This is a genomic window from Geminisphaera colitermitum TAV2 (assembly GCF_000171235.2).
Lineage (GTDB): Bacteria > Verrucomicrobiota > Verrucomicrobiia > Opitutales > Opitutaceae > Geminisphaera > Geminisphaera colitermitum.
This window is the reverse complement of record NZ_ABEA03000095.1, coordinates 25,288-50,487: the sequence shown is the minus strand read 5'-3', so window position 1 is coordinate 50,487 and position 25,200 is coordinate 25,288. Positions and strand designations below refer to the sequence as shown.

Genomic DNA, 25,200 nt, shown 5'->3' with positions numbered 1-25,200 from the left:
CCGCCCCCGTTTCCGTCCTAGTCATTAAGGCGGGAGCGTGGTCGCGCCCCCCCGCCCCCCCTCCATAACTTCATGTCACAAAAAAACATCCATTTAAAAACGCTCACGAAGCCACTGCGCATCACGAAAGGCATTGGCCTTCTATCTCTGCTGCTGGCGCATTTCATCCCCACGATGGCGATGGCTGCGCCGCTTGCCTCGGCACGGGACATTTATCTGAAACCACTTCCGGCCTCCGCCATTTCTTTTCAATCAACATCCCCTGAAAAACCCGGTTTCTCTGCCGAAGCCGCCAACAATGCCCGGCTGGATCAGACGCCAATGTTCTCACAACTTGCTGGCACCAGTCTCGTCCTTGATTTCCCAGCCAACACCACCCTGCGCGGCGTGGCGATTCCACGCGTAGGCTGGACGAACTGGGCGGTGCCTGCCAAAATCAGCCTCACCGCCGACGGCGTTTCGCTCGGTGAATTCTCGCTCAACGCCCCCCGCCACAAACCCGACAACCGCAAACCAAGTAAAAGACGCCCCGCCCCCATCGTAACCAGCGACGTCATTGACTTCGGCGAAGCCCGCCCGATCCGCCAGTTGCGAGTAACCGTTAAAAGCGTTGAAAGCACGGGCAACACCCACGGCACCCTGAAACTCTGCGCCTACCAACTCGCCCCCATCCACATCGACCTCAAATCCGTCGGCGGCGTCCCCACTGACAGCACCGGCGTTGAACTCGTCATCCAACAAAACTCCCCTGCGCCACGTTCCGGCACTGCCCTGACTGCATCCATTTATCAATTCCGCCGCATAACCTCCATGCGCGCACCACTACCCGCGCTCGCCCCTGGCGAAAACCGCATCCGTGTGCGCTGGAACGAATTTTCACCGGACGAATTACCCGTCATCGCCCCCATCTCCCCGCAACACTTCCACGCGCTCCTGATCGGCAACGCCGACCCTGAAAAAAACGATGCCAGCACCGCCCTCCTCTCATGGTCATTTCTCAAAAACACGCCGAACGACACCACCCGCGCAGCGTTGACGCCTCCCTCCCCCCCCCCCTCGTGGGAACAAATCGCCAAACGCGACTTCTCGGCTGACGCTGAAGGCTGGAGACCCGGCATCCCCTCCGATGGATTTGGCCGCTTCGGCTGGTTGCAAAACAACGGCCTCCTTGTCGGCAGCCTCGCGCCTGATCGTTTCGCCGCCACTGCGATTGACGGCCAAGGCAACAAACAGACCGGCGACTGGCGTTTCCATTTCGGCGACGCCAAAGTCCAAAGCTGGACCCGCACCTCTGCCGACTGGGTCTCCGTCCGGCACGAAGCCCGCTACGATTTTTCCGCGGAAATGCGCAACGAACTCGCGGCCAAGGCTCCCGAACTTCTCAAAGAAACACGTTTCCCGCAGGCCGTCACCGCCAGCATTCTGGCCCCCGGTTTCCTGCTCGATTCGCAAGATCGCAGCCTCGTCATCGAATCCACCGCCATCGGCAAAACCAGACAAAAAAACGTCTCCACCTCATCCCCTTCATCCCCCCCTCGCATTCTGGCCCCCACCCGGACAGGTATCAGATGGTTGGATACTGGATCCCCCCTGAACGGCGACGACCTTTCCGAAGGCTGGATTATCGTCGTGTGGCCCGATCTTGACGGCATACCCCTGATGCTCGCCTTGCAGAAAAAAACGGCCTTGATCCGCATTCAGAACACCACCATCGAACTGCGCACGGAAAACGGCCCGCTCGGACGAATCGGCGTCGCCTTCCCCTCAGGCTACTACCTGCGTGGAACCGAAAAACTCGATCACACCGGAACCGACGTGACGCTTGCACAGCGCGCCCGCCAGATCGCCGCCATCCTCCGCGCCTATCCGCTTTCCGCCACGCAAGAATTTCGCACGCCATCCGACGCGCCCGGAACCATCGAAATCCGGGAAACCATCCAGCACCTCGAATGGCGCAACGATTGGGACGAACCCGCCCGGCGCGTCGCCCCCATTCCCCCGCTTGTTCGCTTTGCCGCCGACAACGGTTATCCCGTGACACTCCCCCAAAAACTTCTGCCCTCCTTTGACTGGCCAACCAAGACCGGCCCCTACACCGCGGTTGACGGCAACATCATCACATGGCGGCTGCCCGTCCCGGAAAAAGGCACCCGGTTTTATTTGCGTCCCGCAGGTCCCGACAAACTTGCCGACCATGTCGCGGCGGAAATCCCGGCCAGTTCCAGACCGCGAACTTCCGTACGCATCGACGCGCTTGCCGGTTGGTGGATGCAAGCACCCGGCAGCCTCGCATTTCCCCTCCTTGATGCTACGCAGCAAAAAACCTTTCTCGAAGGCTACCGCGAACGGCTGGAGCAAAGCCTCCAACCCACAGCGTGGTTCCTTCGCAAAGAGCCATTCAGCCAGGCCGCCTACCCTGTCTCCTTTGCCTGGATCGAATCCCACACAAACACCCTCGGCGACCTCAACTCAGGTCTCGGCGCCGTCCTCTACGGCATGTGGGCCTACGCCCGATGCAGCGGAGATTGGGATTTTGTCGCTCAAAAATGGCCCGCCCTTCGCGGAGCATTTGAATATTACCTCGTCCAGCACGACTGGAACAACATGCAGACCGGAGCGCGCGAGCACAGCGGCTCCTCCGCCATCGACATGGACGGCATTGGCTACGAAGGCGCGGTGGCCTTCGCTGCCATGTCACAGGAACTCGGATACACCGACGAAGCCGCGCTCGGACGCCTCTTGACGGCCCGCCTTGGCCTCTCCACCACCATGCGCTGGATCGGCCCTGCATGGACGCAACCGCTGCGCCCTCGCGACCAATGGGACACCGTTGGCGTGGGCTTCAGCGAATTCTCCGGCTTCGACACCTTCCATGCCCGCCATGGTGGTCCCGATCACGCCGCCAGCGAAATCGCGCTGACCCTCTCCTGGGTCGGTCAGTATCCGGAACTCTATGACCTGCACCTTCGCGGACTCGGCCGCGATTTCTGGCAATGGTTTGAACAGGATTTTGTTGGGAAAAAAATGGTGGACTGGCGCAAAAACCATCCCGGAAACCGCAATAATCACCCCGCCAACATCACCGCCCACCTCTACATGCGCGGACTGCTCGGCGCTCCCATCTCCGAACTGACAGACGAACTCGCCAAACAGTCCGAATGGGGACTCGAACCGCGTGCTGCTGTCGCTCAGGAAAACGCCGCCCTTTATGCCCTGATCGCCGGACGCGACTTCCCCGTCTCGCTCATTTCCTGGGGACGAGCCGCGGTGAAAAAGGCCGAGTTCGACAAGGTCGCCAAACAGGCCGACTTGGAGTTTTCCAGTTCTGTCCCCGCGCTCCTAACGTTCGCCGTTACCACTCTGCCAGAAATCATCCGGCTCAACGCCAAACCCGTAACGGCCACGACAATCACCACCGCTTCATCCGGAGAAGAAATCCGCCTGCAATTATCGCTGCCGCCAGGCGAGAGCCGCATCGAAATCATCTTCCCGTAGCCATATCCCCGTCCGCATCGCCTCCCCCCCACGAACATACACCATGAATGCCAATATACACAGATACATGCCTCGACGCATCGCCGGATTCACGCTAATCGAATTGCTCACGGTCATTGTTATTATTGGAATCCTCGCCGCCATTATCATACCGGTGACGATCAAGGTGAGAGAGAGCGCAAAAACCGCCCGGTGTCGGAGCAATATCCGCCAAATAGCTCTTTATATGTTGATGTATCGAGATGAAAATCGCAACAAATTCCCCAAACCCAACGCAAGCAATTATGATGGTTGGATCGAAACCTTGAAGTCATCCTATGGAACCGCCCTGCCTGATGCTGTTTTCTGGAGCCCCAATGATGATATAGTGCGATTGTATGAGGGCTCAAAACGCAGTTACGCCATTAATGCCCGCGCAGCGACCCCTTATCCGGCAACCAACAATAATAAAGTGCAATTTTTCAATCCACCCAATCCGACCAGAATGATTTTGCTCGTGAATCGTGCCTTTGATGGAGGCGTAATCGGGAAAACCGGTTGCGCTGAAGCCTATTACGCCAGCAACGTCACCCGGCTGCATAAAGGAAAGACAGCTGGTAATTATGCATTCTTCGACGCTCATGTGGAAACCATTGTTTATAACGCTGCGAAACAAAACTCCGGCGGAGCATGGGACCTCATACACTTTCGGGGGCAATAGCGCTAAATGATCCATTCGCACGACGGCTCAATCAACTCGTGATATGGAAATATATTATGAATTCAAAATTCACAACTTCCTATTCTGCAGTAAGTTTTATATTAATTTACCTATTTCCATACACAAGCCTGGCTGAACAACTCGCTCCTCCCAAATTCAAAATGGCCAAATCACATTTTCCCGAATCCGTCACGCTTCATAAAGGGGTGGAGTGCTCTCGTTCGGAAGACTTCTCCGTGCTTCTGGACATTTATGTCCCCAAAGCGGAGGGCATTTACCCTGCGGTTCTTTTAATCCACGGCGGCGATTGGAGGAAAAGGCAGGTTCAATATGACAAACCATTGGCCGAGCGTCTGGCTCAACGAGGATATGTTGTCGCGCAGGTTGCATATCGCCTTTCGACCGATGCCAAATATCCGGCCGCATTCGACGATTGCAAAACGGCGCTTCGATTTATGAAAGCCCGCGCGGCAGACTACAAAATCGATTCGCTCCGTTTTGGATGCGCTGGCGGTTCCGCTGGCGGACACCTCAGCGCCCTCCTCGGCATGACATCCTCACAAGTGGAAACACTCCCGACTATCAAAGCCTGCGTTGTGATGGCGACACACATGGATTTGGTAGCCCTGAACAGGGAAAAAAACAGCCTAGGCCATGTGCTTTTTTTAGGATCTTTTAGGGAGAATCAGAAACTGTATTCTGAGGCATCGCCGATTAGGTATGTCTCCAAAATGAGTCCACCCACGCTGTTCATTGAAGGAGAGAAAGACAGCTACAAAGTTGGGCGTCCCGAAATGCAGCAAAAGCTGCGCGACGCAGGAGTCCCAACCGAGTTGGTTACATTGAAGGATGCTCCACATCCATTCTGGATGAGCCAGCCTTGGCTGGATCAAACCGCAAAAGCCATCGGGGACTGGTTTGATCGATATCTCAAACAACATGAGTAGTCCCATCATCGATACATCGTCTGATTTTATCGACATTTGTCATAATTAATTCATCCCGATGACCATACTAAACTCACATGCTTGGGAAAAACTTGGCCCCATTGTTTCCCCAAAAACCATGCCGGGGAGGATTATCAATTTCAGCGCCGACGCCGAACCACTAACTGATGCTGCCTGCGGCCGGAATACTGCACATTGGCGCATCTGGTTCGATACATCGGAAAATGGATCACGAAGTGTCCATTTTTTAGATACCTGCATTCCTTCCCAATTGCCAATCACTGCTCCACCGCCTCCTCTTTTCATCAAAAATCTCCCCGATGGCTGGAATCCCCGTCATCCTTGCCATCTAAAACTCAAGGATGGCACACACCGCATCTATTTCTGGACGACATCCCCTGGCGTCATTCGCTACCTTGTTGCCGACAGTATGGACGGTTGTAGCTACACGGTGGTCAATCCGCACCGCGCCTGCTTCTACCATCCGCACGATCGCGCTGTTGCCCCCAACGATGTGCCTCACGGCCTCACCGTTGTCGGCAATCTCCATGCCACTCGACCCGTCGGCGAACCCACCGCGCTTCCTCACGAAATCACCAACGACGCCACCACGATTTACCAACTCCCTGACGGCACCTTTGAGGCCTATTCCGCTGTCGTCGAACCCATGCCCGGCGGCAAAAACAACCCCGGCTATGTCGCCTATGACAACGCTGTCGGCTACCGACGCTTCATCCGGCGTTTTGTCAGCGCCGACGGCCTGACATGGAACGGCCCGGTCGGCGAGGTCCGGCCAGACGCCTCCGACCCGGCTGATCTCCAGTTCTATTATCTCACGGTCACGCACACGGACCGCGGCAGGGTGGGCTTGCTCGGCCACTACCGCTGCGCCGCGCAGACCATCGACGTGGAGCTCTGTTTTTCCGATGATGGCATCCACTGGCGTCGTCCTTTCCGCACTACCCCCATGGTTGCCGCGCGGAAAAGAAGGCGAGCCCGACTGCTGCATCATCATGCCGGGCCGGAGCCTCGTGCGTCACGACGGAGCCTGGTGGCTGTTCTATAGCGGATACAATTTTCTCCACAATCATACACGCAGCTTTGGTGGCCCCGAAGCCTCGCACCTCATGTGCGCCCGCATCGCCGAAATTCCCTCCGACTCAACCATCAGCACATGCCTTTTCCAATGAACTCACTCGACATCCGAATGGTCGCTCCGCTCACGCCGCTGCATGCTGATGGCACGCTCAACACTGCGCTCATCAGCCGCCAGGCTGACATTCTTCGCCGCCGCGGCGCCCAAGGATTTTATCTCTGCGGCGGCACGGGGGAAGGCCAGCTCCTCACCGTCGCCGAACGCAAACAAATCGCCGAGGCTTGGCGCGACATCCTCCCGGCTGACGTTCCCATGATCGTCCATGTCGGTTCCGGCAGTCCGATGGACGCCATCGACCTCGCACGCCATGCGCAATCAATCGGCGCAAGTGGCGTGTCGTCCGTCACACCCTCACCCTACGCCGCGCGCGACATGAACGCGCTCGTCGCTCACTTCGCCGCCATCGCCGCCGCCGCCCCCTCGCTGCCATTTTATTATTATCACAACTCCGCCTCGCCCGGCTTGAAAATCAAGGCCGTCGATTTTCTCGCCGCCGCGCAGAAACAAATCCCGACGCTCGGTGGCATCAAATACACCGATGCCGATCTTATGGATTACAGCCGCGCCCTCCGCTTCGACGGAGGCCGTTACGCCGTCCTCTACGGCAAGGATGAAATGTCACTCGGTGCGCTTGCCATGGGTGCGCGTGGCTTCATTGGCGGCTCCTACAACATCCTCTGCCCGCTTCTCCACCGCATTCTCGAAAGCTGGGACGACGGCCAACTCGACCGCGCCCGCGGCGCACAAGACACGCTTATCGACGCCATCGTAATTTTCGGGCGCTATGGTGGTCTCTCCGCGCTCAAGGCGGCCACGCTCGCCCTTGGCCTTGATCTCGGCCCCATGCGCCTGCCCCTTCCCACTGTTTCCGTATCCGATATTCCACGACTGCATGCCGAGCTCGACGCCGTCTGGCCCGAATGGCGCGAAATCCCCGCCACGCCGGAGCAACCATGACCACCGGACTCTAAAGCCGCGACCACTACGCGAACCCCATGCCGGACGTATCTAGAGCAGTTTCATTTAAACTGTAGCCATTTGATACCTGGTAGGGAGGCATCTCCGAGGCCTCCGAAATCACGCTCCATCCACCTATGAGTTTCGCATCCTCTCACCACGCACAACGGAGGCCTCGGAGAGGCCTCCCTACCGCAAGACAACGGACACAATTCAACTGAAAACGCTCTACACACGCACTACCCGGCAGCTCCCCCCCCCCCCCCCCCCACACACACATCCATACCCTCTGCGCCATTTCCCGCTGACGAGCGGCCCACTGCTTCCCGGCAGCACGGGCGAAGGCGACCGCGCCATTCAAGTCGACAACTGCCGCGTCTGCCTCACCTGCGATCAATCCAACCGCCTCCCCGTCGAAAAACCCGCACGCTACGATCAAGCGTTCGTTCAACGCATCGCCGGCGCGGTGTTACGTTTTTGAAACCAATGTATCAACAGTCTGATTTTCCGGTGGCGGGCGGACTCGACAGACTAGTGGGTGATTTTCTTCGCCATGATATTCGACACCCTTGCCAACGCCCGGCGCTATGCCGGTCTCCATCCTGGATTTGACGCGTCCTTCGACTACCTGCGTCGTTTTGATCACGCCACGCCCGACGGACGCCACGACATCGACGGCGACCGCATTTACGCACTCGTGCAGAGCTACGAAACCCGCCCCGCCGAAGCCCCCGATAAATTTTTTGAAACGCACCGCCGTTACATCGACATCCAGTATCTCGTCGCCGGCGAGGAAGCCATCCCCTGCGTGCCCGCCGCCCGCCTGACAACACAACAGACTTACGACGCGCAACGCGACCTCCTCCTCTACACTGACTGCATGCACGAAACACCCGCCCTCAGCGAATTTTGCCCCGGCGACTTCGCCATCTATTTCCCCGAAGACGCGCACAAACCCGGCTGCACCCTCCGCCCCGGCCACTCCGCCAACGTTCGCAAAATCGTTATCAAAATCGTCGTATGAGCTCCGCCACTACAACAGTCACCACAATCAACACACAAGTTGTCGTCATTGGTTCCGGCGCGGCTGGCATCTGCGCCGCGCTCTCCGCCGCGCGCAACGGTGCCAAAACCCTGCTCGTCGAATACAACGGATTCCTCGGCGGACTCTCGGCGGTATTGTCCTGGCTCGGCTTTCATGACCGCGATTACCGTTTGGTCGTCAAAGGACTGCCCCTCGAAATCGTGCGACGTCTCCAAGCGATGGGAGGCGCCTCAGAATTTGCCCTCGACCCGAAATGTGCCTCCGCCGTTTCGATCCAGTCCCACCTCTGGAAAATCCTCGCCATGCAACTCTGTCAGGAGGCGGGCGTTGACCTCCTCCTGCACACGCAAGTCGTGGACACCCTGCGAAACGGCGACCGCATTACCGGCGTGGTTGTGGAAAACAAATCCGGACGCCAGCACATCCGCGCCGATGTCACCATTGATTGCAGCGGCGACGGCGACGTGGCCGCGCGCGGCGGCGTGGCTTGGGAAAAAGGCCGCACCGGCGACGGACTCGTCCAGGCCCCCACCCTCGTCTTCAAACTCGGCGGAGTAAACCGCGCCGGATTCATCGCCGGTTGCAAGCGACCCGAACTCAATTACCGCGAATGGCTGGCCCCCTTTCCAGATATCCGTGAGAAAATGATGCGCCGTATCGATAAAATGAGTACAATCATTTGCGGTGGCTACGCTCCACTGATGGAAAAAGCCCGCGCCGCCGGCGACATCGATCTGCCGCAAACCCGCGTCGTTGGCATGAAAGTTCACCAACCCGACCAGTTTGTCGTCATCATGACGCGCGTGCTCGGCCTCGATCCGACTGACGCGCATAACGTCACCCAAGCTTACACACGCATCTATCAACAAATCCCCCAGCTCGCCGGGTTTTTCAAAAAATACGTCCCCGGCTTCGAACATTCCTACCTGTTGGAAATCGCCCCCATGCTTGGCATCCGCGAAAGCCGCCGCATTGTTGGCGACTATATGCTGACTGGCGACGACCTCGTTGCAGGCCGCGTGTTTGACGACGCCGTGGCGATGGGCGCGTATCACATCGACATCCACCGCCCTTCTGGAACCTGGGTTGATTCACGCAACGTACGCGCCTACACGATCCCGCTGCGCAGCTTGATCGCGCGTGACGTGACCGGTCTTCTCATGGCTGGCAAATGCCTCTCCGCCACGCACGAAGCCGTGGCCTCCACTCGCGTCATCCCCATCTGCATGGCGCAAGGCCAGGCCGTCGGCACAGCCGCCGCGCTGGCTGTGACTCAAACAAAATCCGACGTGCGCGAGCTCAACATCGCCGCGCTCCAGACTCGCCTCATGGAGCAGGGAGCCGAGATTGGCCGCACCCTCGGCGAACCTGACTTCGCTGCGATCGAGGAGGTGGGACAACTGCCCTTTGAGGAACCGCCCTCCACAGGAGATCGGGACGAAGCCTCAAGCGCGGCGCATGCGTGGATCAGTTGAGCGTATCCAAAAAACAATTTCGAAACATGAACCGCTCTCAAATCAACCGCGCATGGCGCGACGCCACGACTTGTTTTGCGCGACACCACTGGGCACTTCCGCCCTGCCCATGCTGGGACATCACCGACTTCGGGCTGGGCAATTTTGACCGTTACGGCCTCACGCTCATCAACCTCGCGAACGAACCTGAGTATTGCGAAAAACTGATGTACGCCCGTCGCGACCAGACGACGCCGTGGCATACACACGCGAAGAAAAAAGAGGACATCATCTGTCGTGCTGGCGAACTCACTCTGGCGCTCTCCGCGCGGCGTCCTCCCGCGAATCACTCAGATCATGCCACGCCCGGTGATGGCGGCGCTCCACTCGTCGTTTCCGTCAACGGCTCGCCGTTCACACTGCCGCCGGGCCGGCTTCTTGTTCTCCCGGCAGGTCACCGCGTGACGCTCATGCCCGGCATCTGGCACGCCTTCTGGCCGACCAGCGACGAGTGCATCATTGGCGAAGTCAGCACCGCCAACGATGACCTCCACGATAATTTTTTCCTCAACCCTGCGGTCGGTCGTCACCCGCAACTGCTCGAAGACGAACCCGCGCAAGTCCGGCTGTTTTTTGAGCGTTGATTGGAACGGCGGAAGGGCGGGGGGGGGGGGGGGGGGGGAGGGGGCAACTCACGCCAGACTATCCGCAGCCATTGCAGTCAGCGCGGTGGAGGCGTTTTCAGCTGCGAGCGGCTCCATGACCCAAGCCATGGGGATGCGCATGAGGAGCGTGGAAGCGGGTTTTTCGAGATAACGCGCGCCAGCCGTGTAACGAATACTCATCCACAGTTCGTCGTTGTGAAAGAGGACCGACGGGTAATCCCAAGAACTCACTGTATCCTGAATTACATGACGCCGCAGGTGATGCGGCCATGTCCTGCCATCATCCATGCTCAGCCCGCACGAAATGCAACGGCGGTTGCCCCCTGTGCCGATGGTCGCTCCGTAGTCGGAGCTCCACAACAGGAGCAGCACGGGCGTGCCCGGAATGCGCACCAGATTGGCCGGTGCCTGCGGGCTGACGACTTCGAGACTGCGCAACGGGCTCCATGTGAGTCCTTCGTCGAAAGATTCAGAACAAAACTGCGTGCCCATGGCCGTGCGCATGGTCATGAGCAGGCTGCCGTCCACCCGCTGCACCACGCCTGGCTCATAGCAACCGGATTCGTAAAATGCGCCCTTCCAGTGATCGCCCAGACCGCCCAGACCGCCGACGTAAGGCAGTTCCAATGGTTCGGAAACCCGCCAAGAGCGACCGTTGTCGTCGGAGGTCGCAACGCGTGTGTAGAGGTAATGATCTTCCCAATTTTCGGAGCAGTGAAGCGGAGCAACGAAGCGGCCGGATTGCAGGATGGTGAAGCGGTCATGGCAACCAGTCACATACTTGCCGCTGGCAACGACCACGGGAGGTGTCCACGTTTTGCCTTCGTCTTTGGAGGTCACGAAGTGTCGCATGGCTTTGGTCGTGCCGAGGCGGAAACTGTAAAGCATTCCGAGGCGTCCATCGGGCAAACGTCGCAACGCGGGAGACATGGCGTTGAGCCCATCGCCGGGCGGAGTAATGCCGATCCACTCGTTGCCGATCAAGTGGCCTGCGGTGTCGATCTGGCGCAGCGCAATGTGTGAGCGGGCATTATCGCTGCGTCCAACATGGTTGGCATAGGCGGCCAGAACACGTCCGTTTTTCAGGGCAACAAGCGTCGCCTCCGTGCGGCGCGGCATGGCCTCACTGGCTTGGGCGATGACGTGAACGGGGAAGGCAAGTTGCGCGGTGGCAGGTTGTGTCTGCATGAGAGGATGTGCGAAGGATGCAAGGCGGGGGGGGGGAGAGGGGGGGGATTCAGCGGTAATACAGGTGGTAGTTGTCCCAGTCATTTTCCAGCGTCGCGTTTGTGAGCGATTCGACGTGACCGTCCACAAAGAGGCAGTTGGCCTTCTCGTTGTGAGGATAGGCGATGGTCAACCCGCCCACGAAGCTGCTGCCGGTTTCTTTTGACGTGCTGGCGAAGTCAAAGCGGGTGTTACCCGATTGACCGGGCGCGCGCCCATCGGCGATCAATAAGGTGCGGGTGGGACGATTGACTTTGCTGAAAGGCAGGGACGCTTCGTTGGGATCGGTCGAAAGCTTGGTCCGCAGGTTGTCGTTCATCTTGTAACTCCACTCGGGCAAGTTCACTCCCGTTTCCTCGATGTTGTTGGCCGGACACCGCATCACGCCGGTGATGACAAAGGGCTTCCAACTTGTGATTTTGGGCGTGCCTGATCCGACCATGTAGGGCTGGATGTAATATGGCCAGCCAGTCATCACACCGGTCCCCGTCACACGGACGGGAGGGAGCAACCCGCGCGTGTCGTCAGAGTACATGCGCACGGCCATGCCAATCTGGCGCAGATTGCTGACGCAAACGGCCCGGCGTCCATGGGCGCGCACAGAAGAAACGGTCGGGATGATGATCGCGGCAAGGATGCCGATGATCGCAATCACCGTGAGCAGTTCGATGAGCGTGAAACCACAACGATCATCGCAACCACGATGCCTGTCCGCCGTGGCAAAGAACGGGGGAGTGGGGAGTGTTCTCATTTTGGGTGTCCGGCGATTCGTCCATTACTGTTCCATGTGTTAAAATTGGCGGCGCCCGTGAATCCGTTTTCCGAATACAGCGACGATGGCAAGAATGCCGGCGATGATTGCGATCGTCCCGGGTTCGGGAACCTGGGTGGCGTGCAACGCGGCAACGGAAAAATTATCCAAGGTGATATTGATGGCGTCGGTGCCAGTTGCTCCCAAACGTAATTTGAAACCAGTGGGGTCAATGGAGGCTCCCATCGAGGTGCCACTTAACGCGAGGTCCGTTCCGACCCAGACATTCCATGTGTTGGCCGATAATGTAACGGAAGTCCCGCTTGGAGCTGAGTAGGAAAATGCCGCGTCACTGGTGTTAGTTACGAATGTGATCTTCTCTTTACCTGTATACGTGGCAGAAGTTCCGGTTGCTCCACTGAGACCGCCAATTGCCCAGCCACCGCTTGTGCGCGTGATCGAAAAGCGGCTGTGCGAGTTACTGTCAGTAGGTGCATTCCCATCGACGACATAGTCGCTGCCTGCTCCAAATGTAACGAAAGAGCCGCTGGCGAGCGCGGTGCTTATCAATTCAAAATCAAACGAATAAACGGCACCGAGAGCCTGATTGCCTGAGTCGGTTTTGAGTCCACTTTTTGCGAAAGACCCATTTCCCCCAGCCGTGCGTTGACCAGTCAGGATGCCATTGCTTACCGACCAGCCAAGTGTGACCGATCCGGTAAAACCATCGAGCTGATTCGCGCCGGTTCCCACATAATCTGCGAGTGTATTGCTCTCGGAAAAATCTTGAGAGAACAATGGTACTGCCGTTACGGATACAATGTCGGCTCCGGAGACGGAGGCGGACAAGGCAAGGCTGGCAACCAAGACGATGGCGGACAACTTGCGGGACAACCTTTCTTGTAGTGGAGTAAACGATACGGTTTTGTTCATGACGGATGTTGGGTTTGGGTTAGGACTGCGAGACAGATTCAGAGCGATCCGCAGACGTGAAGCAGATAGCAAAGAGTAAACATCACTTTAAGAAATGTAACATCAGGGTGGTATGTGTGTGGGAGGGGGGGGGGGGGGGGAGAAGGGCTTACCAAGGTTTGTGTTGTTCGACGGTGCCGTTGTCGGAGTCGTCGATTTTATAACCACGCAAAGAACGAAATAATCGCCGGATATCGCGGATGCCTCCCCACGTAAACCAGAGTCCGGTGACAAGCGTGATGACACAGGGCAAACCAATTGCCGTCACATGCCAGAAACCAAGCCACGCATCGTTGCTCCACGGCCTTATCCAAGGCACCCAACCCCACTGCCCAACAAGATTCCACGCCGTGCCGCCAAGCATGACTCCAAACCAAAGCAAACCCCACACAAACAGGCTGCCAGTAATCCATTTGTCCCCGGTGGTGAAATGCTCGTTGAAACCAAGTAAACGGGCAAAAGTCCATTTGGGGTGGGGATGGCGGATGGCCATTTTTCGGCCATCATTGATCCCGGCGTCCGCACCACTGTCACGATGCAGCATCTTGGCGAGCGGATACTCCTGCCTGCAGGTGAGCAGCGATATGCCTGTGTAAAGTCCGATCGAAATCAACGTGGAGAAAAACGAAATCTGAATGCCATTGAGCGTGAAGTCCGACACCGGCAATCCCACTGACTGCATGGCCTGAGACAAAAATGTGTTACCCCAGATTTTGTAGGCCAGGATGCCTCCCCCGGACAAAATCGACCCGGAAATCACCGCCGCCCATGCCCCGGCAGTCGTTCCCTTTTTCCAATACAGACCGCCGATGATCGCCGCGCCAGCACCGCCAACATACACTGCGGTCGTCACCTGCCACCACATGATGATGTATTCTGTCTGCCGGAAAAACACACCGAACAAGAACGCGAAAATGCCCACCCCAATGCTGCAACCACGCAGAAGCTTGATGTGGCGCTCTGGCGTCGGGGCTTTTTTCATGCGCGGCAGGATGATGTCCTGGGCGAGAATGTTCCCCCAGGAATGCAGGTGAGTGGAGTCCCCGCCGAAAATCCCGAGTAACAACACCGCGCACAGCGCGCCCTTCACCCCGATGGGCAGCAGGTGGGAAAGCGCGATCGGGATTGTCATCTGTTTCCGTATCTGTGCCTGTTCTATCCCCTCGATTGATTCTCGTGCCGCAGCGGATGCCTGGGTAAAATCGGCATGTTGCAGGTAGGTCATGGCACTGATGGCGAGCAGTGCGATGACGACGACCTTGCCCTGTTCCCGCCAACGCCCGAGAAGGCCCGCCATACGAGCCTCATGAGGCGTGGCACCAGCCGTATTGTAAGCCCCCGAGTTCTGCCAGGCCATCGTTCCATAGGTGCCGAGAAACACGCCCATCAAGACAAACCACAGGTTGAAATCCTGCACCGCCCACGCATCAAACGGATTGACCATGGAGTGATCCGGCGGCTGGCTCCCCAGCACAGTCGCGATCTCGGACCAGTTGACCACGCAGAGCACTCCGACGATGATCACCAGATACATCAACTGGGCAAAAATCCCCTCCACACAATCCGTGACCATCAGCGTGATCAGCCCGCCTGAAATGGTAAGGACAAGGCTGATACCTATGAATACCGCCATCAACGGAATGTAAGTAGAAATCGAATACACTCCTGCCCCCAACGGTATCGTGATCTCCGGAGGCAATTGCAGAAAATACACCATGAATCGCGCTCCAACCGCCGGCATGATGCCGAAGTTGATGATGCCTGCCAAAAACCCAAGCACGCCGGTGAACGAGCGAAAATTCCGACTGTAACGCATCTCAAAAAACTGCGCCAGTGTCATCGCCCTGGTCTCGCGAAACCGGTAAATGACAAAGCCGAAAATCGCCATGACGATTCCCACCGGGGCCGTGATCCAGCCCCACCACGTGGGAATGAAGCCCGACTGGCCGAATATTTCCCACAAGGCGACAAACACCACCGCCCCCGCCTGTAGTTCGCCCTTGGCAACAGCCAGCAAATAACGTCCTCCCACCCGGCCACCAGAGACGAAGTGCGCCACGCTCTTCATGTGGCGATGAGTGATGACGCCGATGATCAAAATAATCAGCAGCGGGATGACGATAACAAGCCAGTCAACGAAATGCATGTCGGTGCCGCCTGTCCGTTACTTGTTTTCCACGATGATGTTTCCAGTTTCGTTGCCTCCGCCAATGATTACCTGCGGACACGGAGCACCGGATTTCGTTATGGTGCTGGGTGGGGTGAATTTGTTTCCGTTGATCGTCACGTTGCGCGAGTTGGAGACGGATATCGGCGCAGTGGTCGTACTGGTGATTTTGTTGCCCGTGACTTTGACGCCGTCAAACGATGTAATTAAAATTCCAATACAAAATGCATCTTCAATCGTAAGTGTGACAAACGAAACGGCCTTGTTCATGGCGACGGGGGGGGGGGGAGGGATGCTATTTGGTCACATTGTTTTCTTCACGCACACCACGGCTTTTGGAAATGCTGACGGGCTTGGTCTTGAAACCGGAAAATGTGTTGCCACGGACCACCGCGCCATTGAGCGAATTCAGGATGAGCGCAGGCGTCCGTTCATTACGCGTCCACTCAAAGCGGTTGTTTTCGATCAGAATGTTTTCGTGAACTTCGGGATCGATTCTCTTGCGCCCCGCCTCGGTGCGGAGGATGGAGTTGCGGAAAACATTGTCGCGAATGATGACGTCGCGGGTGGCAATGCTTTCATAGTGCAAGTCGTCGTCACATGCAATCTGGACGCCCGGCGCCGCGTTGTTCTCGAACACACATTTTTCGACAATTGCCCCACGTGTTTTCACGCGGATTCCAGATCCGCGGTTGCCGCGCACGATGCAGCCTCGCATCTCGAAACGCGGAGTTTCCGAGGCGTTTCCAATGGTGGTGCCGGAGCCAAATTCCAGGGGCAGGTCGCGGTCGAGTAATACGCGATGCCGGGGTTGTCCGGCATCATCAAACGAGCGGGATTCCACGACGCTGGCAGTGAACGCGGCACGCATGGGCGCCTGCGCCGAGCCAAACTCGAGCCTGTCGCCCACACGATAGTCCGGGATGGGGGAAATCCCGGCACCGCGTCCGCCCTCGATTACGATCCGCCGGTTGTCGATGCGCCACACGAGGCGGGAATATATGCCGTGCATGTTGGCACCGTCGTCACCCATATTTTCAAACACACAATCGATGATCCGGGCCTCGCGCCGAATCATGTTGAAATGCGTCGCATCCACTGTGGTTGACATCCAGCGGCCACTGCCGGGTTTCGGGGTGACCTGACAGCGCTCCATGACAACGCTTTCCGTGTTGTTGACCTGAAAACCCATGCCTGGGGTCGCGAATACACGCGTATCCAAAAATTCAACATCTCCGCAATGGCGCGCGAAAAACGCCATGCTCCCGCGCACGCGGTAGCACACCAGCACATGCTCACCCACGTCGGGCATCTTGCGTCCTTTCGGGGTGGCGACCAGTATCTCCGGCTTCGCGCTCACTTCGACGCGCAGGACGCCGGGCGAAGGAACGGTGGCCCGTTTGTTGAAATTTTTCTGGGAGAGCAGATAAAAACGCGGATGTCCCGCGGGAAGCGGCAGGTGCGTCTCGCTATCGAAGACCGTGATGCCATGCACCGGCGTGTCGGCGCGGGCGACATGCGGAGCGATGACCTCGACATCAAGTGTGTTGCCCGAAACGGCGATCACGCGTCCGGCGGCAAATGGCAACGGATCCCAATCCACATCGATCCCGGAAACACGCACCGTCTCGCAATTGAAGAAGGCGAACAGCTTGGTGGGCTGGGTGTCGCAAACGACGAGCGTGGTGCCGGGTTCGCCGCGGATGGTGATGCGCTTGAAGTCAACCACGGTGATGACGTTGATGCCGGGCGTCGCGTCACGGGAAAAGCGATACACGCCGGAGGGGAACAGCAGGACGGGATTTTCAACGCGACGGCAGGCGTCGAGCGCTGCCATGACGGCGGCGGAATCATCACCCTTGTCATCCGGCACGGCGCCATGATCCGTCACTCGAATCAAGGTTTCGGGAGGCACCGGCACGGCTTGCACCGCTTGTGCTGGCGCACCGCCTGATGACAGCGCGGCAAGGCTGGCCGCAGTGGCAATGTGGAACGCAACGATACGAGAAAACGGGGGAACAGGGAACATCATGGTATCTGGAGTGATTGTGATTCCGATGAAAGCATCGCAGAGGCTTGCCCTCGCATAATAAAGAGCAAACATGGCTTTTAAATTTGTAACATGCCCCGGACAAACGAAGTATTTTTCGGCCGGCTGACCGGCCGGATTTTGCAACACGGAGGAGTCTCCCGCGTGCTGGTCGCCGATACTGGCGACGGAATGGTGTACGCGCCCAATGGGCTTCACAACATCCGCCCCATCCCTCGCATCATCGTGTGTCTGAAAGGACGCGCGCATTACGAATTTGCGATGGGGGGCAAGACACAGAAATGGGAGATTTGCGCAAACGAAGCCATTTTTGTCCCGGCTTACTGCTGGCTCCATGCGTGCTACGACACCGATTACGATTCCCTGGGTGTCGTGTTTTACCAAGACATCACGAGGATACTTTTGGTTAGGTCCAACGACGCCGTGCGACGCAACCGTCGGTATCCGTTCAACCTGAACAGGCGCGTGCTCATGTGGCCGCGTCCATTGTCCATGGAGGGGCAAATCTATCTAAAAGGATTGGCGCGCAATGGCGCAAAAACTGGAGAGGTGACATCCGGGACAGGGACTGCCTTTCCAGGCAAAATGGATGTCCGGCATCGTTCGTCGATGAACTTGCTGCTGGATGCCGTGCTCGAAACACTGGCTGAAGCGTTGCCGGACATGGAAGGAGGCCGGTCGCGGTTGTCGTGGCAGGCGGCGTGCGCGTTTGTGCAGGAACATCTGCATCTGCCGTTCGGACGCGGGGACGTGGCGGATTTTTTGAAACTGCATCCGAACCACATTTCGCGGTTGTTCACGCAGTTCAGCGAGTGCTCGTTTGCGCAGTATGTGATGCGACAGCGCATGGACCGGGCGCGGGCAATGCTGGCCGATCCGCGCTGGAACATCACGGAGGTGTCACTGCAATGCGGATTCACGAGCCTGAGTTATTTTTCGCGCGTGTGCCATGCGGAGCTTGGGTTGCCACCCTCGGAATTTCGTCAGGCGGCGGTGGTGACGACGGCGGGAAAAAAACAGCCGAAGTAACGGCAAAGGTGCGGCTGGCGGACTTGGCGAAACGCGTCGCGGGCGGCTTTTCGCTTTGCCGGGGGGACTGTTTCCCTTTTGCTCCCGCACCATGCTTACCGGACCTGAAGACCTCGCCGCGCTCACGCTCCTCGGACGCGTCAAAAACGAGCCCTCGAAAAAGCTCGAAATATTCCCCAACCGCCATCCCGGACGGCGCTATGTCGTGGAGTTGCGCACGGAGGAGTTCACCAGCCTTTGTCCCGCAACCGGACAGCCGGACTTCGGAACCATCACCATCCGCTATATTCCCGGTCCGAGCATCATCGAGTCGAAGTCGCTCAAGCTCTATCTCTGGTCGTTCCGCAACGAGGGCTGTTTTCAAGAGCACCTTGTCAATGTGATGCTCGATGATCTTGTGTCGGCACTTGATCCGGTGTGGCTGGAAGTGACAGGCGAGTTTCGCCCGCGCGGGGGCATCGGCATCACGGTACGCGCGGAACACGGACGGCGCGACGAGTAGGCGCTTTTGTTACCACTCGCCTTTGCGTCCGAATTTTTCCTTGGCGGCGCGGCTGAATTCGGCTCCGGCGGCGGTGAGAGTGTCGATCAACTCGGCATGCGTGCGTCCGGAGGCTCCGCGGGAGGCGGGGATTACGGTGTTGCATTCGTTGGCGTCCATGAAGCGGGCGGCTTCGAGCAGGCGGGCTTCGTCCTCGGCGGGGATGGCAAGGAAACCGTGCTTGTCGGCGTGGATGAGCTGGCCGGGTTGTATCTCGCGTCCGAATACAGTCACGGGGATGTTCCAGCGAACGGGCGTGACGTGCGCATGGCCGACGCAAAAACGGCGGGCGAGGGCTTTGAAGCCGGCGTTGGTCATTTCGTCCACGTCGCGAATGGCACCGTCAACAATGGTGCCGACGCAGCCGAGGGCGCGGTGGGCATTGCTGTTGACCTCGCCCCAGAACGACCCGATGACGCGCGGTTTGTCGAGGTCTTGCACGATGACAATTTTGGGGCCGGGTTGAGCCGCGATGTATTCGCGATAGGCGCGCCACATTTGCGCGGCGTTGGCAGTATGCGCAGGGCTGGAGGGTTCGATAACAACAGTGACGGCGCGGCCTACCATCGGTCCCATCTGCGGCATGAAGTCGCGCGTTTCTTCCAGATTAAAACCATCGGCGGCGATGTTGTGTGAGGTGATTTGTTCCCAACCATTGTAAATGGTGGGCGTGTTCCAGCGTTTGAGTTGGAGCATGTCGGCATGTGTGATGCGCGTGTTGGTCGTGGATGTGGTCATGGTGGTGCGGCGAAGAAGAGATTTCAAAGGCGCGGCAGCGCTTGGGAGCGCCGGCATCCTGCCGGCATTTTTTTAGCATGAAATTATGGAACAGCGGGGAGGTGAGGGGATGATTCGTTCGTGCCGGCAGGATGCCGGCGGTCCCAGGCGCTACCGCGCCGTGAGTGTTTTAATTGACGATATTTTCGGGCGTGCCGTTGAGGAAGGCGCGGATGTTGGCGGCAGTAACTTGCATGAGGCGCTGGCGGGCGCGGCGGCCGGACCAGGCCATGTGTGGCGTGATGATGCAGTTGGGCGCACCAAGCAGCGGGTGCGTGGCGGCGGGAGGTTCGCCGTCGAGAACGTCGAGCGCGGCACCGCCGAGATGTCCGTTGTCGAGAGCGGAACGCAGGGCGGGTTCGTCGATGAGGGCACCGCGGCCGGTGTTGATAAGGAAGGCGCCGGGCTTCATGCGAGCGAGGGTGGCGCGGTTGATGAAACGGGTGTTGGCGGGCGTGAGGGCGCAGTGAAGCGTGATGATATCAGAGGTCGCAAGGAGTGCGTCGAGTGGGACAAGGTCGTTGTTGTTGCCCGCAGGCTCGTTGGTGCTGGCGAATTGGATACGCATGCCAAAGGCGCGGGCGAGGGCGGCGACGCGCTGACCGATGCGACCGCGTCCGACGATGCCGAGGGTGAGTCCGTCGAGTTCGACGAGTGGTTTTTTCCAGTAACAGAAATCGGGGCACGCGCTCCATTCTCCGTCGTGCACGGTGCGCGAATGGAGGCCGGCGTGGTGGCAGAGCTCGAAGATGAGCGCGAGGGTGTGTTGCGCGACGGTGGTGGTGCCGTAGGTGGGAACGTTCGCAACGGGAATGCCGCGGGCGCGGGCGACGGCGGAGTCCACGATGTTGTGGCCGGTGGCGAGCACGGAGATGAAGCGCAGGCGGGGCAGTGCGGCGAGTGTGGCGGCGGTGAGCGGGGTTTTGTTGGTAAGGATGATATCGGCGTCGGCGGCGCGCGCGATGATGTCGGCGGGCTGGGTGCGCGGGTGGAGGGTGAGGGGGCCGAGGGCGGCGATTTCATCCCAAGGGTTGTCGCCGTCGGGATTGAGCGTGTGTCCGTCGAGGACAACGATGGCGGGTGGTGTGGCGCGGGTCATGGTGGTCGTGAATCAGCGGGGAGGGAGGAGGGCGGCGGGTTTGGCGTAGCGGAGGTGTTCGCGCATGATCGTCTGGGCCTTGTCGGGGGTGGCGGTCTTGAGCTGGCGGACGAGTTTGCGGTGGTTGCCACGGGTTTTTTCGGGATGGGCTTCGAGGAAGAATTTCATGGCGATGAAGAGGCTCTGGCGCATGACGCGGTCGAAGGCGTCGGTGAGGACATCGCAGTCGGCAAGGACAACGAGGGCGCGATGAAAGGCGGTTTCGGCGCGCCAGAGGGCGAGGTTGTCGGCGGCGGGAATTTGGTCGATCCGGGTGGCAAGGGTTTCGAGGGCGGCGGCGTTTTGCCTGACGGGCGCGCCGCAATAAAGGCGGGCGGCTTCGCACTCGATGGCTTCGCGGAGGATGAGTTGTCCGCGCAGATCCTCGGCGCGTGCGGAACGGACTCGCGTGCCTTTGCGCGGAAGGGTTTCAAGGAGTCCGTCGGCTTCGAGCTGCACCATGGCTTCGAGCACGGGGGCCACGCTGATGTTGAGGTCGGCAGCAACCTGGCGGCGGTTGAGGATGTCGCCGGGAGAGAGGTCGGTGAGGAGGAGGTTGGCGAGGTGGTCATAAGCCTGGCGCGAGAGGCTTCTGGAAGAAGCGCGGGCGGACGCGGCGCGGCGGGAGGAGGGGGGGGGGGAGGAGGTGTTTTTGAGCGTCTTTGGCATTTCTTGTGAAATATCACTGATGTTTTTATTTGCGATTGTCAAGCGCGGGGAATGGGGTTGGTGCGTTGTTGGTCTCACCTCCTGTCATCATGAACGTTCTCGTTGCCCTCGATAAATTCAAAGACTCCCTCAGCGCGCATCAGGCGTGCGAAATTGTGGCGGAGGAATTGCGCCGGCTGCATCCGGAGTGGGTGATCGTCTCGTGTCCGCTGGCGGACGGCGGCGATGGTTTTGCCCGCATCCTGACGGAGGCGGCGGGCGGACAGTTGACGGATGTGGAGGCATGCGGGCCGCGCGGGACTCGCGTGATGGCGAGCGTGGGCGTGGTGGAAATGGATGCGGTGGCGGCGAACGCGCGGGAGCGGCTGGCGGGCGATTGGGAAAAAAAGCCCGCGCCACGCGAAGAGGCAATGGTTGCGGGCGGGACTCCCGCGCCACGGCGATTGGCGGTGGTGGAAATGGCGGCGGCGAGCGGGTTGATGTTGTTGAAGCCGGAGGAGCGCGATGTGTGGCGCGCGCATACGCGCGGCACGGGGGAGTTGCTGGCGTGGGCGCGGGATGACGCGGGGGTGGATGGCGTGGTGCTGGGGCTCGGCGGGAGTGCGACGCATGATTTGGGATTGGGTGCGCTGGCGGCGCTGGGCGTGGAGTTTTGCGATGCAGGGGGCACGATCCTGGAGGATTTGTCTCCGGCCAACTGGGGGCGTGTCGCGGAGGTGCGACGGGGAGCAGCCAGTGTATCGGGTCGTCCACTACTGCCTCCGGTCTGTATGGCTTGCGATGTGGCCAATCCGCTGCTCGGCCAGGATGGGGCGGCGGCGGTGTATGCACGGCAAAAGGGGTTGCGCGACGAGGATTTTGCACGGCTGGAAGCAGAGACGGAGCGCATGGGCAGGATGTTGTGCGCGTGTTTTGGATACGATTTCGACAGGGTTGCCCGGACGCCGGGTTGCGGGGCGGCGGGGGGGATCGCGTTTGGTTTGATGGTGGCGTGCGGGGCATGGTTGACAGCGGGGTTTGATCTCGTGTCGGACTGGTTGAGGTTGCCGGAGCATCTGGCGGCGGCGGATTTAGTGATTACCGGCGAGGGGCGGTTTGACCGGAGTTCGCTGAGCGGCAAGGGGCCGGGCGCGCTGGTACGCGAAGCGGTGGCGCGCGGAAAGGCGGTGCGAGTGTTCGCCGGACGTGTCGAGTTGGAGTCGCCCGCCACCGGGGTCACGTTGCACGAGATCAGCCCGCGAGATGTGCCGCTGGCGGATGCGTTGCGAGAGGGCGCCGATTATCTGCGAGCGGCGGTGCGGGCGGCGTTTGACGGAGTCTGATGCCTCGCCCAGTCCCAAACGGGGAAACGCCTGACTGCTTACTGCAATGTGATTTCGACCATGGACTGGAAGACGGCGGAGGGAGGGGTTCCTTGGGCCGGGGCGAGGATTGCACGCCGCCAGGTGCGGGCGATTCCGTTGTGCATGGAACAGGTGTGGGAGTCGATGCGTATCCAGACAGGCATGACAATGGTGGTGCTGGCCGGAGCCTTGGATGGATCGTCATCGCCAACTGAGAAAACGCGGAAGTGAAGAGTCCGGCCGGATTCGCGGAGGATGAGGTGGTGCGGGGTTTCGATGGTGAGGGCGTCGCTGCCGGTGATGAAACCTGACTCCACGGTGCCGGGAGCGTTGAGCGCAATGGTGTCGGTCCAGCGAAGGTGGCCCGCCCGCGGATCGAAGGTGAGACGGCGGATGAAGCTGCGAAGGTTGGCGGCGGCGGGATACGCGGCGGTGAGATCGGCTTCGAAATGGAAAAGGCCGCTGTCGGCCGCAGGCTCGGTGTCGGCACGAAGGATGGCCGCGGTGTAGTTGGCGCCATCGTGTTGTTCGCAACCGTTGATGAGCGGGAGCGAGTGGCCAAGGGTGCGGGCGGCAAAGTGCGTGTAGCGCGACGGAGAAAAATAGGAGGCGTTGTATTCGGGCATGCCGACCTCAGCGATGACGGGCTGTCCGTTGATGTGGAGCAGGAGGCTGCCGAGGTCGTTGTGATTGTGATGCTCGGCATTGTTGCCTCCTTTGGCAGCGAGTTCCCAAGTGTTGCCGCGGGTGTCGCGCGCACGAACAACCCAGACGCCAAGGCTGGGAAGGAACGTGGTGGCAGGGGCGGAGGGCGGGTTGAGGTTTTGTGTCTGGAGCTTTGCGTTTTCGACGGGCGGAGCGTGAAGAAAAAAGCGGGAGTAGAAGAGAAAGTCGGAGCGGGAAAGGTCGCAGAGTTGGCCGAGAGTTTCGGGACGCGTGAGAGAGGCGTGGTTTTCGATTGCCAGACGCTGACAAGCGGGGGAGCCGAGGGTGTGGCCGAGGTATTGGAGAGTGGAGGGACGCAGGTGCGTGACGCCGGGACAATCAGCGAAGTTGACGGCGTGGCCGTTGCTCAGGCTCATGGCGGGGCCGTAGGCGGCGATGCGGGGGATTTTGGGGTGGCTGGCGAAGAGGGACAATTCGCCGCGTGTGCGGTTTTCTAGTTGCTCGTTGAGGAGCGTGAACCAGCCGAATCCATAATCCCAATACGCGGGGCCTTCGGAGCATGCTCCGTCGTCGCCAAAGCCGTCGATGAAGCAGGGGAGATGGACGGCGGCTTTGGCAACGAGGGCGCCGAGGAGGCCGGGATCGTCTTCGATGGCAAGGGCGGCGCCAATGACGCCTTGATGACAGACGGCGTTCCAGTTGCTGGTGGTGCGCATCCACCAGAACTCGGTGGAGAGGTAGTTTTCAAAAATGTCACGGCGGAGTTTTTTGCGAATGATGGCTTGCTGCGCAGTCGGTATCAGGGATTCGAATACGGAAAGAAGCTCGGCCATGAGGTTGGCGGTTTCGGCGGCGAACAGGTCGATCACATGCGGGTCGCGTCCGGAGGGGGAATCGGGAACGTGGGCGGGGAGGGCCCAGGAGCCTTCGGCAAAGATGTCTTCGAGTTTGTCGATGAAGGAGCGGGGGAGCGGAGCCTGCGGGTCGCGGGCGGCATCCGGGGTGACGAGAAGGGCAATGGCGGCGCGGGCGAGGCGGCGGCGGCGTTCAAAGTAGATTTTTTCGAAACGGATGCGCGTGCCCGTGGCGGCGAAATCGCGGTAAAGGGCATCCGTGAGGGGCGGAAGGGGGGCGTCACGTTCGGCTGGGTCGCTGGCGCGTCGAATGATTTCGACGAGCGTGGGGACGAGATGGGGTTGGACAAAAGCGGCGGTCCATCGCGGGGCACCGAGGGGGGGGAGGGGGGAACGCGGCGCGTGCTGCCGGAAGATCGCAATGAGTTCGTCGAGCGACGGCGTGGTGAGGAGAATGTTTTGCGGGTGCATAGCCGTAGTGTGTGGAAGTGGCGGAGCTTTTCGACAGATGGGGTGGAGTGAAACAGAATTGTGTATGTATCATAAAAACCGCCGGAAACGGGGCTTGCTCCATGCCTCTCCCGACGAACAGCATTC

21 protein-coding genes are annotated in these 25,200 nt (G+C 59.4%); 11 read left to right on the top strand and 10 right to left on the bottom strand.

Annotated features, from left to right (window positions below; translation table 11 throughout):
• Nucleotides 1–72: 72 nt before the first annotated feature.
• From OBACDRAFT_RS11100 to OBACDRAFT_RS11060, 8 genes are all read left to right on the top strand, one after another.
• Nucleotides 73–3,495, top strand: coding sequence for a hypothetical protein (locus OBACDRAFT_RS11100; protein ID WP_043585556.1), 3,423 nt, complete (start codon nt 73–75; stop codon nt 3,493–3,495).
• A gap of 43 nt (nt 3,496–3,538) precedes the next feature.
• A complete protein-coding gene (locus tag OBACDRAFT_RS11095; protein ID WP_081721969.1) occupies nt 3,539–4,195 on the top strand; it encodes a type II secretion system protein in 657 nt (218 codons plus the stop codon).
• A 161-nt stretch (nt 4,196–4,356) separates the two neighbouring features.
• A complete protein-coding gene (locus tag OBACDRAFT_RS11090) occupies nt 4,357–5,142 on the top strand; it encodes an alpha/beta hydrolase (RefSeq protein WP_052361737.1) in 786 nt (261 codons plus the stop codon).
• A 271-nt stretch (nt 5,143–5,413) separates the two neighbouring features.
• A complete protein-coding gene (locus tag OBACDRAFT_RS11085; RefSeq protein ID WP_052361735.1) occupies nt 5,414–6,208 on the top strand; it encodes a hypothetical protein in 795 nt (264 codons plus the stop codon).
• A 120-nt stretch (nt 6,209–6,328) separates the two neighbouring features.
• Nucleotides 6,329–7,255 carry a dihydrodipicolinate synthase family protein gene (locus OBACDRAFT_RS11080; RefSeq protein WP_052361733.1) on the top strand — a complete coding sequence of 309 codons (927 nt, stop codon included), beginning with the start codon at nt 6,329–6,331 and terminating at the stop codon, nt 7,253–7,255.
• A gap of 553 nt (nt 7,256–7,808) precedes the next feature.
• Nucleotides 7,809–8,279, top strand: a complete 471-nt coding sequence (locus OBACDRAFT_RS11070; RefSeq protein WP_043585599.1) for a NanQ anomerase/TabA/YiaL family protein — start codon at nt 7,809–7,811, stop codon at nt 8,277–8,279.
• A complete protein-coding gene (locus tag OBACDRAFT_RS11065; RefSeq protein ID WP_043585551.1) occupies nt 8,276–9,775 on the top strand; it encodes an FAD-dependent oxidoreductase in 1,500 nt (499 codons plus the stop codon). Before OBACDRAFT_RS11070 ends, OBACDRAFT_RS11065 begins: the two co-directional genes overlap by 4 nt.
• Before the next feature lie 26 nt (nt 9,776–9,801).
• Nucleotides 9,802–10,398 carry a D-lyxose/D-mannose family sugar isomerase gene (locus OBACDRAFT_RS11060; protein WP_043585550.1) on the top strand — a complete coding sequence of 199 codons (597 nt, stop codon included), beginning with the start codon at nt 9,802–9,804 and terminating at the stop codon, nt 10,396–10,398.
• 48 nt (nt 10,399–10,446) lie between these two features.
• Here OBACDRAFT_RS11060 and OBACDRAFT_RS11055 read toward each other — a convergent pair whose 3' ends face one another.
• From OBACDRAFT_RS11055 to OBACDRAFT_RS11025, 6 genes are all read right to left on the bottom strand, one after another.
• The gene (locus tag OBACDRAFT_RS11055; RefSeq protein ID WP_043585549.1) at nt 10,447–11,607 is read right to left on the bottom strand and encodes a sialidase family protein; all 1,161 of its coding nucleotides are present in this window, start codon (nt 11,605–11,607) and stop codon (nt 10,447–10,449) included.
• A 49-nt stretch (nt 11,608–11,656) separates the two neighbouring features.
• Nucleotides 11,657–12,397, bottom strand: coding sequence for a prepilin-type N-terminal cleavage/methylation domain-containing protein (locus OBACDRAFT_RS11050; RefSeq protein ID WP_052361728.1), 741 nt, complete (start codon nt 12,395–12,397; stop codon nt 11,657–11,659).
• A gap of 39 nt (nt 12,398–12,436) precedes the next feature.
• A complete protein-coding gene (locus OBACDRAFT_RS28185) occupies nt 12,437–13,330 on the bottom strand; it encodes a hypothetical protein (RefSeq protein ID WP_157837026.1) in 894 nt (297 codons plus the stop codon).
• Between the two features lie 148 nt (nt 13,331–13,478).
• Nucleotides 13,479–15,515, bottom strand: coding sequence for a sodium:solute symporter family protein (locus OBACDRAFT_RS11035; RefSeq protein WP_043585545.1), 2,037 nt, complete (start codon nt 15,513–15,515; stop codon nt 13,479–13,481).
• Between the two features lie 18 nt (nt 15,516–15,533).
• Entirely contained in the window at nt 15,534–15,806 is a 273-nt protein-coding gene (locus tag OBACDRAFT_RS11030; RefSeq protein ID WP_043585544.1) for a hypothetical protein, read from the bottom strand.
• Between the two features lie 25 nt (nt 15,807–15,831).
• Nucleotides 15,832–17,565 (bottom strand): right-handed parallel beta-helix repeat-containing protein, encoded by a 1,734-nt coding sequence (locus OBACDRAFT_RS11025; RefSeq protein WP_157837025.1) that lies wholly within the window; start codon nt 17,563–17,565, stop codon nt 15,832–15,834.
• Between the two features lie 93 nt (nt 17,566–17,658).
• Here OBACDRAFT_RS11025 and OBACDRAFT_RS25275 point away from each other — a divergent pair, with 93 nt between their 5' ends.
• Both OBACDRAFT_RS25275 and queF read left to right on the top strand, forming a co-directional pair.
• On the top strand, nt 17,659–18,615 hold the full coding sequence (locus OBACDRAFT_RS25275) for a helix-turn-helix transcriptional regulator (protein ID WP_052361726.1): 957 nt from the start codon (nt 17,659–17,661) through the stop codon (nt 18,613–18,615).
• A gap of 91 nt (nt 18,616–18,706) precedes the next feature.
• Nucleotides 18,707–19,117 carry a preQ(1) synthase gene (gene queF / locus OBACDRAFT_RS11015; protein ID WP_052361724.1) on the top strand — a complete coding sequence of 137 codons (411 nt, stop codon included), beginning with the start codon at nt 18,707–18,709 and terminating at the stop codon, nt 19,115–19,117.
• 9 nt (nt 19,118–19,126) lie between these two features.
• Here queF and OBACDRAFT_RS11010 read toward each other — a convergent pair whose 3' ends face one another.
• The 3 genes from OBACDRAFT_RS11010 to OBACDRAFT_RS11000 all read right to left on the bottom strand — a co-directional run bounded on the left by OBACDRAFT_RS11010 (nt 19,127) and on the right by OBACDRAFT_RS11000 (nt 21,740).
• Nucleotides 19,127–19,894 (bottom strand): RraA family protein, encoded by a 768-nt coding sequence (locus OBACDRAFT_RS11010; RefSeq protein ID WP_052361740.1) that lies wholly within the window; start codon nt 19,892–19,894, stop codon nt 19,127–19,129.
• A gap of 169 nt (nt 19,895–20,063) precedes the next feature.
• Nucleotides 20,064–21,032: a D-2-hydroxyacid dehydrogenase gene (locus tag OBACDRAFT_RS11005; RefSeq protein WP_043585542.1), complete on the bottom strand. Its 969-nt coding sequence runs from the start codon at nt 21,030–21,032 to the stop codon at nt 20,064–20,066.
• Nucleotides 21,033–21,044: 12 nt separating this feature from the next.
• Complete coding sequence (locus tag OBACDRAFT_RS11000) at nt 21,045–21,740, bottom strand: GntR family transcriptional regulator (protein ID WP_043585541.1); 696 nt, start codon at nt 21,738–21,740, stop codon at nt 21,045–21,047.
• A gap of 89 nt (nt 21,741–21,829) precedes the next feature.
• On the opposite strand from OBACDRAFT_RS11000, the gene OBACDRAFT_RS10995 reads away from it, so the two are divergent.
• A complete protein-coding gene (locus OBACDRAFT_RS10995) occupies nt 21,830–23,062 on the top strand; it encodes a glycerate kinase (protein ID WP_043585591.1) in 1,233 nt (410 codons plus the stop codon).
• A 38-nt stretch (nt 23,063–23,100) separates the two neighbouring features.
• Here the strand turns inward: OBACDRAFT_RS10995 and OBACDRAFT_RS10990 are convergent, their stop codons facing one another.
• Nucleotides 23,101–25,074 (bottom strand): heparinase II/III domain-containing protein, encoded by a 1,974-nt coding sequence (locus OBACDRAFT_RS10990; protein ID WP_043585539.1) that lies wholly within the window; start codon nt 25,072–25,074, stop codon nt 23,101–23,103.
• Nucleotides 25,075–25,200 lie beyond the last annotated feature (126 nt).